Genomic DNA, 11,717 nt, shown 5'->3' with positions numbered 1-11,717 from the left:
GCCGCCAGGCCCTCCAGGGCCAGGCCATAGCCCAGCCCGTCCCGCATCAGGCGCTTGAGTTCCTGGGTCAGGGCAACCCGCGCATAGCGCAGGGTCAGGGGCGGTTTTTCGGCCAGCTGCTCGGCCAGCTCCCAGGCCCGGGCCAGGAGGGCGTCTTGAGGCAGGACTTCACTGACAACCCCCAGGTTCAGGGCTTCCTGGGCCGACAGCTTCTGACCCGTCAGCAGGAAATACCGCCCCCGGTTTGCTCCCAGCACCAGCGGCCAGACCAGATGCACCCCGTCGCCCGGCACGACGCCGTTCGGGAAATGCGGCGCGTCCTGGAAGGCGGCCGTGTCAGAGGCCAGGACGATGTCGCACAAGACGGCAATTTCGGCGTGGATCAGGGCCGGGCCGTTGACCGCGGCAATCATCGGCACCTCGATGTCCAGCAGGTTGGTCAGCAGACGCTTGCCCTCCCAGTAAATCTTGTCCCAGCCGCGCGGCGTGCCCAGATCACCGCTGAAACTGGAGAAATCGATATCGGCGCAGAAGGCATCGCCGGTACCGGTCATGATGACCACCTTGTTTTCCGGGTCGGCGCCAATGTCAGTGCAGGCGTAGGCGAACTCGCGGTGGATGCTTTCGTTCCACACCATGGGTCCGCCGTTGTTGTGGAGGGTCATCTCCAGAATCCCGTTGCGGCGCTGCATGCGGATATCCTGGTATTTGTTGGCGTAGTCTTCGAGCTTCGGCATACTCATCCTCCTTCTGTGTGTTAGGACCTTACTCGGGTTCACTCCGGGGCCGCTCATCCGCGCCGTCCAGCTGGGTTTGGGACCAGTAGCCCCACTGGACCGGATAGTGCACCAGCTCCAGCTTGATGCCGTCCGGATCGGCAAAAAAGACTGCATAGTAGTGCGGCCCGTACTCAGGGTAGGACGCCGGGGGATCCAAAACGGTCACTCCCTCGGCCACCAGAAAATCGTGGAAGCGATCAACGTCGTGGCGGTGTTTGACCCGGAGCGCCAGATGGTGCAGGCCGGCTCGGAACCGGTTGTGACCGGCGGCTTTCTCTTCCGCGGCCGCCTCCTTGACGCCGATGATGAGGTAGGCGTTATGAAACCCGGTGTAGTGCGGGTGAATCATCTTACGAAACCCCAGAGCGCCCAGAATCTTTTCGTAAAACGGCAGGGAACGGGACAAGTCGGTGACCGTAATATCGAGGTGATCCACCCCCAGGACCTCCGGCGGCTCTCCATCCGGCCCGGCCAGAGGAAACGAGCCGGGAATCATGGCCGTGCGCAGATACGGCTTTTTGAACACCTGCTCCGGAGACATAGACGCTCCCCTCTCACTTCCAGAGGTTTACCCCGGCTGGGGTGGACGGGTCAAGGAAAAGCTGGGCATGCTTTCTCGGACGTGGGCGTGAGACCGTATATCTTGCTCTCGTCGCTTGAAGTCCGTGTGGAAATATCCCATCCGGTTATTCCTTTGCCCCAACAGCTACTATTTGCTCCAAGGCACGAAATATGGTTTGGAAGTCGTGGAAGAATTCTCGGCGGTGGAAGTGATCAGCCGCCAGACTCAGACCAACACGGGCGACCCCGCTCCAATGCGTAATACGGCCTGGATCTTTGGCTACGGTTCCTTGATCTGGAACCCGGGCTTTGCCTTTACCCGGCGCAAAACCGGCTATATCCGGGGCTGGACGCGGCGCTTCTACCAGGGTTCGACCGACCACCGCGGCGTGCCCGGCGCGCCGGGGCGGGTGGTGACCCTGGTCGCCGAGGCCGAGGCGGTGTGTTGGGGAGTTGCCTACGGCGTCACCGAGCGTTCTCTCGACTCGGTCTTGGCCTATCTTGATCACCGGGAACAGGGCGGGTTTCAGCGCCGCTGGATGCCGTTCTACTACGGCGCGTCCGACCCGCCCGGCAAAGTGTGCGTCTACATTGCCGCAGGCGACAACCCGGAGTATCTGGGACCCGCACCCGTGTCGGTCATTGCCCGCCAGATCCGTCAGGCAACAGGCCCGAGCGGCTCGAACGTCGAGTATCTGATCCGCCTGGCCGACAGCTTACGCACCCTGGGAGTGACGGATGCGCACGTATTCGAGTTGGAGCGCCGGGTACGTTGTCTTGGAACCTCGGACGGGACGGGCGAGCCTGGACTTTAATCCGGCAAGCCAAAGGCAATCACCGCATCGCCCAGCGGAAAATCAAACAGGCGGTGGCCACCGGACGCAACCGCCACAAACTGCCTGCCGTCCACCGCGTAGCTGACCGGCGGGGCGTTCACCCCGGCCCCAGTGTTGAAGTGCCACAGCTTGGCGCCGTCGGTGGCGCTGCGGGCGACGAACTCACCGTTCGACTGACCGTGAAAGATCAGCCCGCCGGCGGTTGCAAGCGAGCCACTCAGCAGCGGCAGGTCGGTTTTGACCTGCCAGGCAATGCGTCCGCTTTGGGGATCAACCGCGCTGAGCGTTCCCCAGCGCTCAGCCTGGGGATCGAACGACAGCACCACCCCGGCCGGCTGGCCGGGGTGGCCCGGCTCAAGCTGGTAGCGGGTGGGATTGTGGCTGGCCGATACGTACAGCCAACCCGTTTGGGGACTGTAGAAGGTCGGTGGCCAATTCGCCCCACCCCCCGCGCCCGGCGCGATCACGATGCCATCGGGCGTCGGTCGGCGGAACATCAGCTCGTTCTGCGGCACGAACGCCTCGGAGCGCCGCAGCACCTCGCCCGTCGCCCGGTCGAAGAGGTACACCCAGCCCGATTTCGAGGCCTCGGCCACGGCTCGCACCGTGGTCCCCTCGGACACAAAATCGAACAAGACGGGCGGATTGGCCACATCGTAGCCCCAGATATCGTGCGGCACGAGCTGGTGATACCAGCCCAGACGGCCGGTTTTGACGTCCAGGGCGACCAGCGAGGCGGTATACAGGTTGTCGCCCGGACGTTTGGCATCGGCGTAGCCGGGCGAGGCATTTCCGGTCCCGAAATAGATCAGGCCCAACTCGGGGTCGATGGACGGCGAGGAATAAATCGAGCCGCCACCGGTCTTCCACGCCTCACGGTAGGTATCGGCACTGGCCCGCTCGGCAGCCAGATCGCGCTCCAAGACATCACCAAACGCGGTCCGCCCGACAAACTCGCCCTCCCAGCCCTCGGCCGCAGTTGAGTACCAGCGCCACACCAGACGCCCGTGGCTCGCGTCGTAGGCGGACACAAAGGCGCGCAGGCCACGCCGGGTGCCGGCCCGGCCCAGCACCGACGGGCTACCGGACTCGGCTTCGCCCAGGACGGCGCTGTAACCGGTCCCGCTCACCCCGACAAAGACCTTGCCGTCGTACACCACTGGCGCCATGTTGCCGGCAAAACGGGTCCAGTCGGCAACGCGGCCGGACGACACGACCTCGTCCGTTTTGAGGACGGCCAAATCGGCCGGCTCGCCGCTCATCGGATCGATCACCGGGATATCCCACACGACCGCGCCGCTGGCCGCATCCAGTGCCACCAGGCGGGCATCGGCGGTGATCATGTACAGCCGCCCATAGCCGAGCGCCAGCCCCCGGTTGTGCGAGCCGCAGCACAGCGTGTCAACGGCCATCCGGTGGGTGTAGCGCCAGCGCAGGACTCCGCTGGCCGCGTCCAGGGCAATCACATGGTTGCCCGGGGTGGTCAGATACATGACCCCGTCGGCGACGATCGGGCTGGTCGGGAAGGTGCCGAGCACGCCCGTCTGGTATATCCACTTGGGCACCAGACGCCGGACGTTTGTGGTATCAATCTGGCTCAGGCCTCTGTAGCGCTGATTGGCGTAGCCATGCCCATAGGTCAGCCAGTTGTCGTGGTCGTGGTGGGCGCCGAGCAGGCGTGCCTCGTCCACGCCAGACGCCGAACCCGGCGTCAGACACAGGACGGCGGCCAGCAGCGCGCGTCCGAGCAGCACGCGCAGGGCCTGTCTCATTGCGCCCAGGCCGCTCCGTGCAGAGCCGGCAGCACCGCCTGATTGAACAGCCGGTCGTGCAGCGTCAGGTGAAAACAATCGACCCCCAGCTCGTGAAACTCGCGCATCCGTCCCAGGATGGTGTCCGGGCTGCCGATCAGACGGCTGGCCAAGCCCTCGTTGCTGTCCAAATGGGTCAGCGGGTCATCGCTCGGCTGCCACATGCCCTGGGCACCGCTGACCTTTTGCCGCCGCCGAGCCAGGACGGCCGTGTCCTGAGCCTCGACCATGGCCCGAATAGCCGCCTGGGCTTCGCCGTCGGTCTCGCGGCACAGGGGAATAGCGTACAGGGCAAAGCGGACCCGGCGGCCCGTCTCGGCCGTCCGTTTGCGGACCGTCTCGATGATCCGCCCGATCTTGTCCGGTGGACCGCCGTTCAGAAACATCCAGTCCGAATGGCGGGCGGCCAGGGTCATGGCGGCCGCCGACTGCCCGCCCTGAAAGACCTCGAGCCGGGACGACAGCGGTCTGGGTTCCAGGCGCAAGCCGCGCACCTGGTAGAAGCGTCCGGTGTAGTCAAACTCCTCGTGAGCCCAGGCGCCGCGCAAAATCTCGACAAACTCGCTCGTCCGGGCGTAGCGCTGGTCGTGTTCGATCAGCTCCGCCCCGTACATGCCGAACTCGGCCTCGTGCCAGCCGGAGGTGACGTTGATCGCCCAGCGGCCGGCCGTCAGCCGGTCAAGCGTGGCTCCCCATTTGGCAATCGCCGCAGGCAGGAAAAAACCGGGATGGATGGCCGTGATCAGCCGCAGACGTTGGGTCTGGGCGGCGTAAAAGGCAGTCATGGCCAGACAGTCATAGCTCGAACCCTCGATTTCCTGGCCACTGCCCCACCAACGCTGGGCGACCAACAGGTAGTCAATGCCGAGCGCCTCGGCAGCCTGGACCGGGCTCAGCATGCGCTCGGTCAGCTGCGGTCCGTGGAGTTCGGCCAGACCCAGGGGCCGGTTTTTGCCGGTCAACTGGGGCACGGCCAGGGCGGTCGGTGCCCAGGTACAGGTCAGGATGCGCGCCATGACAGCTCCGTCACCGACCCCGAACAGGGCCGCGCGAGACGTGACAGGTGTTTGTGAGTGGGGGGAAGACACGCCCGTCCGCAGTCGGACGGGCGTGGAGAGGTCGGTCTAACCCATGCAGATGGCGTTCAGTTTATTGCCGTCCAGATCGCGGAAATAGCCAATGTACGGCCCCTGATCTCCGCCACGCCGGCCCGGCGCTCCCTCGTCGGAGCCGCCCAATTCCAGCGCCTTTTTGTGAACCGCGTCAACCTGCTCGGGACTCGAGGCCGCCAGGGCGACCATGACCCCGTTACCGACGCTGGCGGCGTTACCGTCAAATGGGGTGGCCAGGGCCAAATTCGGCGAGCCGGGCTTACCCCACAGCTTGATGCGGCCCGCGTCCATCAACACCTTGATGTCGGGATCGAGTTCGGCCAGCAGGGCGTTGTAAAAATTGGTCGCCCGCTCCATATCGCTCGTGCCCAGGGTGACATATGCAATCATCTCTGTTCTCCTTCCGTATTTCGGGTCTGGCCGAAATGTGGCACAGTCTGGGCGCCTTGGAAAGTCCCCCGGCCCGGGGCCTCAGCCGTCGGGCAGCTGGCGCAGCGCCTGCTGCATGGTGTCAATATGCCCCTGGGCGTCCAGCCCGCCTCCCAGGGTGCGCAGACACAGGTGGCTCAGCCCGGCCCGGCGCCAGCCGGACACCCGGTCGCGCCACTCGGCCTGACGCGGCCCAACGACCGCCACGCCGGCCTCGGCGCCGATGGCGGACGGCTCGCGGCCGGCGGCTCGGGCGTGGCGCTGAATGTCGGCCTGAACCGCAGGGAACTCTTCGGGCGGGCATAACACAAACCAGCCGTCGGCCTGGCGACCGATCCGGCGACGAATGCGGGCAATCGGACGGCTGTTGGGGCCGATCCAGACCGGGATCGGACGCTGGACGGGCAGCGGGTCGAGGCCGGCGCCGGACACGCTGTCCCAGCGCCCCTGAAAGTCAACCGTCGTTTGGGTCCACAGCTGCTTGAGCAGCTCCAGCTGTTCTTCGCAGCGGGCACCGCGAGTCTGAAAGTCCACGCCCATCGCCCGGTACTCGTCCGGGCTGGCGCCGACGCCAATGCCCAGACGCAGGCGTCCTCCAGACAACACATCGAGTTCGGCAGCCTGCTTGGCGAACAGCACGGTCTGGCGTGAGGGCAGGACGATGACGGACGGCACCAGCTGTATTGAGCGGGTCAGCGCCGCCACATAGGCCAGCAGGGTCAGGGGTTCGTGCAGGTAGCCGCTATCGGGTCGCAGGATCTGCTCCGGGACGCGGAGGTGGCTGAAGCCCAGCTCGTCGGCCGTCTGGGCAAAGGCGGTGATGGCCGCCAGATCGTTTTTGAGTTCTCGCACCGGCAGCGAAATACCGATTTTCATGCAGGCTCTCCTGACACGGGTCTGAGACGTCTGGGCAAAGCCGCCGCTCAGGAGGCCGCCCCGCCGGCGTGCCAGGCCTCGGTCTCATCCGTCCCGGACAGCTGGGCCAGGCGGGCATCGAGTTCGGGCAGCACATGCTCGAAGGTAAAACGGTACAGATGCACGCCCATGAACAGGGTATACAGCGAGTTCGGAAGCTGGTCGGGGCGTTTTTTCAGCAGCGTCCAGATGAACCGCAGGCTCTCGCGTTTATACTCCTCGGGCAGTTGTTGAAACGCATTGCGAATCACGCTCAGACGCGCCAGCAGACCGGCGGACTGGTAGGAGGCGCCGGCCGCCGACCTGACAACCGTGCTGCCCAGGATATGCCACATATAGCCCAGCCCCTTGCGCACCCGGCCGAGCGACGAGGGCGGGCCGGGCTGGCGGCACTGGGCGTCGAGCAGCCGGTCAAAGAATTCGTGCGGCGTGTAGATCGTGTGTAAAATCTTGCGATAGCCTTCGAGCAGAGCCTTGCGCGGCAGGACCGGCACGATATTGGTGAAGCCCCCGTGGGTCGTAAAGCGGTCGGAGTCCGCATCGAGCAGCCGGCCGGCCTGTTCCAGACGCGTGTACAGGGGCGTGCTGGGCAGGGCGACCAGCAGCCCGACCATGGCGTTCGGTACGGCAATCTGGCGGATGAAGTCGATCTGCCGGTCAAAAATGTCTTCACCATCGCTGTCAAAACCCAGGATGAAGCCCCCGGTGACCATCAAACCGGCGCGCTGGATGGCCTTCACCGAATCGACCAGCGGGCGCTTGATGTTCTGGTACTTCTTGGTCTCTTTGAGACTGTCGATCGACGGTGTCTCGAGGCCCAGGAAGACCGTCTTGAAGCCGGCCGTCACCATCTGGGCAACCAACTCCTCGTCATTGGCCAGATCGACGGTGGCTTCGGTGATGTAGGCAAAGGGGTGAGCGTGTGCCTCGTTCCAGGCCGTCAGCTCGGGCAGCAGCTTTTTGACCTCATGCTTGTTGCCGATGAAATTGTCGTCAACCATGAACACACTGCCCCGGTAGCCGGTCTGGTACAGGGCATCCAGCTCGGCCAGGATCTGCGGCGGCGTCTTGGTCCGAGGCCGGCGGCCGAACATCACGATGATATCGCAGAACTCGCACTGGAACGGACAGCCGCGCGAAAACTGAATCGGCAGCGAGCTGTACTGATCGATATCGAGCAGATCGAAGCGGGGCGTCGGACTTTGGGTGACATCGGGCTTGTCGGCGGTGGTGTAGACCTGCTGGTAGTCACCGGCCTCGAGGTCGGCCAGAAAAGCCGGCCAGGTCAGCTCGCCCTCGTTGAGCACCAGGACATCGGCGTAGGGCTGACACTCCTCGGGGCAGGCGGTCGGAAACGGGCCGCCCAAGACCACCAGCTTACCCGCCGCCTGACACCGCTCGGCGACCGCAAACAGCGAGGTCTTCTGCGAAATCATGGCCGACAAGCACACCATGTCGGCCCACTCCAGGTCGTCATCGGTCAAGGCTCTACAGTTGAGATCGACCAGTCGAAACTCGTATTCGGCCGGCGTCAGGGCGGCGATGGTGATCAAGCCCAGCGGTGGCATCAGGGCTTTCTTGTTGAAGATGGGCAGGACGTACTGCATCCCCCAGTAGGTCAGGGGAAATTCGGGGTAGACCAGCAAGATGCGACGATAGGGGTGCGGCATAGGCGTCCCTCCTCCTGCGTCCTATACCCGACCCGGGTGGCGCTTGTACAGGGGCGGGGCAGCAACAGGGCAGCGACAGGGATAGACACACCGCGCCCGGCAACGCTACTTTATCGCCAACACCGCCACACGGTCCGAGCGGCGTGAAGCCGCACAGAAAGGTTTCCACATGACCCATTCAGTCTCGTACACCAGAGATGGCGACATCGGCGTCATCACCGTCAACAACCCGCCCGTGAACGCGTTGAGCCAGCACGTCCGTCAGGGCCTGCTGGACAGTTTTCGCCAGGCTGCGGGCGACGACACCGTCGCCACAGTGCTCATCTGCGACGGTCGGACCTTTATCGCCGGGGCGGACATCACCGAGTTTGGCAAGCCGCTCCAGCCGCCGAGTTTTCTGGGCACCATGGAGATGATCGAAAACCTGCCCAAGCCCGCGGTCGCCGCCATCCACGGTACGGCGCTGGGCGGGGGACTGGAGACCGCGCTGTGCTGTCACTATCGGGTTGCCGTGCCGTCGGCCCGGGTCGGCCTGCCCGAGGTCAGCCTGGGGCTCCTGCCGGGCGGGGGCGGCACCCAGCGCCTGCCACGTCTGATCGGTCCCGAGGCCGCCCTCCAGGTGATTACCAGCGGCGTGCCGATGACGGCCAGCCAGGCGCACACAGTCGGGGTGATCGACGAAATCGTTGCCGAGGACGATCTGCTGGCCGGGGCCAAGGCGTTTGCCCACAAGCTCGTTGCCGAGGGCGCTCCGCTCAAGAAAGTGCGCGATCTGAACGACAAGGTGAGTGGCGTGGATCCAAAAATCTTTGACGCGGCGCGCCAACGGGCAAACGCCGAGCGCCGCGGCTTTGAGGCGCCCCAGCGCTGTATTGACTGCGTCGAGGCTGCCTGCAACCTGCCCTTTGACGAGGGTCTGGCCAAGGAGCAGGAACTGTTCAGACAGGTGCTGGGCAGCCAGCAGTCCGCAGCCCAGCGCCACATCTTCTTTGCCGAACGTGCCGCCGCAAAAGTCGCCGACATGCCCAAGGCCACCGCACCCCTGCCGGTCAAACGCGTTGCCGTCATTGGCGCCGGCACCATGGGCGGCGGCATCGCCATGAATTTCGCCAACGCCGGGATTCCAGTCACACTGCTCGAGGCCGGCCGGGAGTTTCTGGACAAGGGGCTGGCCGTCGTGCGCGCCAACTATGACCGCAGCGCCAAGCGCGGCCGCTTCACCACCGCACAGGTCGAGCAGCGAATGGGCTTGATCGCACCCAGCCTGAACTACGCCGATATCGCCGAGGTCGATCTGGTCGTCGAGGCCGTGTTTGAGAACATGGACGTGAAAAAAGAGGTGTTTGCCCGGCTGGATACGGCCACCAAGCCGGACTGCATCCTGGCTACCAACACGTCCACGCTCGATGTCAACGAAATCGCCGCCGTGACCCAGCGGCCCGACAAAGTCATCGGCACCCACTTTTTCAGCCCGGCCAACGTCATGCGTCTGCTCGAAATCGTGCGGGGCGAAAAGACCAGCTTTGAAACCCTGGCTACGGCCCAGGCGGTGGCCAGGACGATCAACAAAATCGGCGTGGTAGTCGGCGTGTGTGACGGCTTTGTGGGCAACCGCATGCTGCACTACTACGGCGGCCAGGCCCAGTTTCTGCTCGAAGAGGGCTGCCTGCCCCAAGATGTCGATGGGGCGGTGTACGACCTGGGACTGGCCATGGGACCGCTGGCCATGGGCGATTTGGCCGGACTCGACGTCGGCTGGCGCGTCCGGCGCGAGCGGGGGCTGCCCGAGCGCCTGCCCGAGGGGGCGCGTTACTGTGCGATTCCCGATCTGATCTACGAAAAGGGTCGCTACGGCCAGAAGACCGGGGCCGGCTACTACCGGTATGAATCGGGGGATCGTACTCCGCACCCCGACCCTGAGATCGAGCAGTTGATTATCAACTACTCCAGAGAGAAAGGCATTGAGCGGCGGACCATCAGTCGTGAAGAAATCGTCGAGCGGACGATGTACGCGCTGGTCAATGAGGGCGCCCGGATTCTGGAAGAGGGCATTGCCCAGCGCGCCAGCGACATTGATGTCATCTATGTCTACGGCTACGGCTTTCCGGCCTACCTGGGCGGTCCGATGTTTTACGCCGATACGATTGGCCTGGACACGGTCTACAAGCGGGTGTGCGAGTTTGCCGAGCAAGACCCGGCCTCGTGGCAGCCCGCGCCGCTGCTCAAGCAGCTGGCCGCAACGGGCGGTACGTTCAATTAGCCGCAGACAGGAAGGGAGAGGTACGACCATGGCACGAGGAACATTGGACTGGCACTATCACCGACCGAGTTGAGTGACGTGTAAAAAGGCGCAAGAGTTTCTTGCCCAAAAAGACTGCACGGCCACCACCCAGGTCAACGCCCGCAAAGAACCCCTCGACCGTGAGGCGGCATTCCAGCTGCTGCAAGGCGTCTCACGCGTCATCGCCGTCAAGGGTAGGAAAGTCCTCCGCTTTGCACTGAAAAAAGGCCACGGCCCGAGCGACGAACTCATGGCGGCGGTGATCGGTCCGTCCGGCAAGCTGCGCGCCCCAGCCATTCGCAAGGGCAAGACCCTCGTCGTCGGCTTTCATCCCGATGCCTACGCCGAGGTGGTGTGAGGCGTGCGCAGGTCGGCTTGCACGCGAGGCGCTCAGCCGACCTGCGATGCTGAATGCACCGCGACGTATGAGATCGAACAGCAGCCAGCTGATAGAAACACAGAATGCACCGCTGGGGAGCAGTCATGAAATTGAAAGTCGTAGTTCATGAAGCGGAAGAAGGCGGTTATTGGGCGGAAGTGCCGTCTATACCAGGGGGTGCAACTCAGGGCGAGTCTTTTGAAGAACTGTTGAAGAACATCTGATGAAGAGCGGCGAATCTGTCAGGCGGGCCAGGCGCTATGCAAAAAGAGTAGGGCTTGTATCCCACTTCAATCCAAACCGGGGCAAGGGCAGTCACGGGCGGCTTCACATCGGGGATCGCTTTACGACCGTGCCGCGCGAGGAAATCGGTCCGGGTTTGTTGGCCGCCATGTTGAACGATCTGAACATCGACAAGAAGGAGTTCTGATGCGGTACGTTTATCCATGCGTTTTGACGCCTGAAGAAGGCGGGGGCTTTTTCGCGCGCTTCCCCGATGTGCCGGGAGCGCTGACCTGTGGCGATGACCGGGCCGAGGCGTTGGCGATGGCCGAGGATGCCCTCGCTGTGGCCCTCGCGGCTCGTTTGGGTCTGAGCGAATCCGTCGTGCGCAGGCTTGTGAATCTGGATCATCGCTCCCATATCAGCCACGTCGAAAAAGCCCTCCGCGCCGTCGGACGCAAGCTCGCGGTTGAGGATCAGGCAGCATAAAGTCTATTCTCCTAGAGGTCTTCGAGTTCACATATGCCCCGAAAACCTAAGAGAACAAAAAAAGACCGTCGCACCACTCACCCACCAGGACGCCTCCCGCAAAAACATTCCCACCGCCGAGTTTCAGTCGGTAATGCGGGAGGAGGAGCATCCGACCGCTAGAGTGGTTCACGATAGGTTGTAGCCATTGGAGCGGTCGTGTGATAGCAGCCGAGGGCGGAGGACCACAGGAT

Annotated in this window: 13 protein-coding genes; 6 read left to right on the top strand and 7 right to left on the bottom strand. The window is 64.0% G+C overall.

Annotated elements, in window-relative coordinates; genetic code table 11:
• Window positions 1-737, bottom strand: a 737-nt coding sequence (locus J4F42_17360) for an enoyl-CoA hydratase/isomerase family protein (protein ID MCE2487286.1), incomplete at its 3' end; no start/stop codon positions are given.
• A gap of 28 nt (window positions 738-765) precedes the next feature.
• Window positions 766-1,320 (bottom strand): VOC family protein, encoded by a 555-nt coding sequence (locus J4F42_17355; protein MCE2487285.1) that lies wholly within the window; start codon window positions 1,318-1,320, stop codon window positions 766-768.
• A 196-nt stretch (window positions 1,321-1,516) separates the two neighbouring features.
• Between J4F42_17355 and J4F42_17350 the strand changes: the two genes are divergently transcribed.
• Window positions 1,517-2,155: a gamma-glutamylcyclotransferase gene (locus J4F42_17350; protein ID MCE2487284.1), complete on the top strand. Its 639-nt coding sequence runs from the start codon at window positions 1,517-1,519 to the stop codon at window positions 2,153-2,155.
• Here the strand turns inward: J4F42_17350 and J4F42_17345 are convergent.
• The 5 genes from J4F42_17345 to J4F42_17325 form a co-directional block, all read right to left on the bottom strand.
• Window positions 2,152-3,948, bottom strand: coding sequence for a PQQ-binding-like beta-propeller repeat protein (locus J4F42_17345; GenBank protein ID MCE2487283.1), 1,797 nt, complete (start codon window positions 3,946-3,948; stop codon window positions 2,152-2,154). The two genes, J4F42_17350 and J4F42_17345, sit on opposite strands and share 4 nt — an antisense overlap.
• Window positions 3,945-5,003 (bottom strand): LLM class flavin-dependent oxidoreductase, encoded by a 1,059-nt coding sequence (locus tag J4F42_17340; GenBank protein MCE2487282.1) that lies wholly within the window; start codon window positions 5,001-5,003, stop codon window positions 3,945-3,947. The genes J4F42_17345 and J4F42_17340 overlap by 4 nt, the downstream gene beginning before the upstream one ends.
• A gap of 108 nt (window positions 5,004-5,111) precedes the next feature.
• Window positions 5,112-5,489 carry a VOC family protein gene (locus J4F42_17335; GenBank protein ID MCE2487281.1) on the bottom strand — a complete coding sequence of 126 codons (378 nt, stop codon included), beginning with the start codon at window positions 5,487-5,489 and terminating at the stop codon, window positions 5,112-5,114.
• A gap of 81 nt (window positions 5,490-5,570) precedes the next feature.
• Window positions 5,571-6,404 (bottom strand): TIGR03619 family F420-dependent LLM class oxidoreductase, encoded by an 834-nt coding sequence (locus J4F42_17330; GenBank protein ID MCE2487280.1) that lies wholly within the window; start codon window positions 6,402-6,404, stop codon window positions 5,571-5,573.
• 47 nt (window positions 6,405-6,451) lie between these two features.
• Window positions 6,452-8,113 (bottom strand): B12-binding domain-containing radical SAM protein, encoded by a 1,662-nt coding sequence (locus tag J4F42_17325; protein MCE2487279.1) that lies wholly within the window; start codon window positions 8,111-8,113, stop codon window positions 6,452-6,454.
• Window positions 8,114-8,282: 169 nt separating this feature from the next.
• Between J4F42_17325 and J4F42_17320 the strand changes: the two genes are divergently transcribed.
• From J4F42_17320 to J4F42_17300, 5 genes are all read left to right on the top strand, one after another.
• A complete protein-coding gene (locus J4F42_17320; GenBank protein ID MCE2487278.1) occupies window positions 8,283-10,373 on the top strand; it encodes an enoyl-CoA hydratase/isomerase family protein in 2,091 nt (696 codons plus the stop codon).
• A 73-nt stretch (window positions 10,374-10,446) separates the two neighbouring features.
• Window positions 10,447-10,752: a hypothetical protein gene (locus tag J4F42_17315; protein MCE2487277.1), complete on the top strand. Its 306-nt coding sequence runs from the start codon at window positions 10,447-10,449 to the stop codon at window positions 10,750-10,752.
• 125 nt (window positions 10,753-10,877) lie between these two features.
• Window positions 10,878-10,997 carry a type II toxin-antitoxin system HicB family antitoxin gene (locus tag J4F42_17310; protein ID MCE2487276.1) on the top strand — a complete coding sequence of 40 codons (120 nt, stop codon included), beginning with the start codon at window positions 10,878-10,880 and terminating at the stop codon, window positions 10,995-10,997.
• Window positions 10,997-11,203, top strand: coding sequence for a hypothetical protein (locus tag J4F42_17305; protein ID MCE2487275.1), 207 nt, complete (start codon window positions 10,997-10,999; stop codon window positions 11,201-11,203). The genes J4F42_17310 and J4F42_17305 overlap by 1 nt, the downstream gene beginning before the upstream one ends.
• Window positions 11,203-11,484, top strand: a complete 282-nt coding sequence (locus tag J4F42_17300) for a type II toxin-antitoxin system HicB family antitoxin (GenBank protein MCE2487274.1) — start codon at window positions 11,203-11,205, stop codon at window positions 11,482-11,484. Before J4F42_17305 ends, J4F42_17300 begins: the two co-directional genes overlap by 1 nt.
• Window positions 11,485-11,717 lie beyond the last annotated feature (233 nt).

Source organism: Desulfurellaceae bacterium (genome assembly GCA_021296095.1).
Taxonomy (GTDB): Bacteria; Desulfobacterota; Binatia; order Bin18; family Bin18; genus JAAXHF01.
This window is presented reverse-complemented; position numbering and strand designations above follow the sequence as displayed.

Coding starts and splice junctions, on each gene's coding strand:
- J4F42_17355 (MCE2487285.1), bottom strand. CDS start 1,320: ATGTCTCCGGAGCAGGTGTTCAAAAAGCCGTATCTGCGCACGGCCATG.
- J4F42_17345 (MCE2487283.1), bottom strand. CDS start 3,948: ATGAGACAGGCCCTGCGCGTGCTGCTCGGACGCGCGCTGCTGGCCGCC.
- J4F42_17340 (MCE2487282.1), bottom strand. CDS start 5,003: ATGGCGCGCATCCTGACCTGTACCTGGGCACCGACCGCCCTGGCCGTG.
- J4F42_17335 (MCE2487281.1), bottom strand. CDS start 5,489: ATGATTGCATATGTCACCCTGGGCACGAGCGATATGGAGCGGGCGACC.
- J4F42_17330 (MCE2487280.1), bottom strand. CDS start 6,404: ATGAAAATCGGTATTTCGCTGCCGGTGCGAGAACTCAAAAACGATCTG.
- J4F42_17325 (MCE2487279.1), bottom strand. CDS start 8,113: ATGCCGCACCCCTATCGTCGCATCTTGCTGGTCTACCCCGAATTTCCC.
- J4F42_17320 (MCE2487278.1), top strand. CDS start 8,283: ATGACCCATTCAGTCTCGTACACCAGAGATGGCGACATCGGCGTCATC.
- J4F42_17310 (MCE2487276.1), top strand. CDS start 10,878: ATGAAATTGAAAGTCGTAGTTCATGAAGCGGAAGAAGGCGGTTATTGG.
- J4F42_17305 (MCE2487275.1), top strand. CDS start 10,997: ATGAAGAGCGGCGAATCTGTCAGGCGGGCCAGGCGCTATGCAAAAAGA.
- J4F42_17300 (MCE2487274.1), top strand. CDS start 11,203: ATGCGGTACGTTTATCCATGCGTTTTGACGCCTGAAGAAGGCGGGGGC.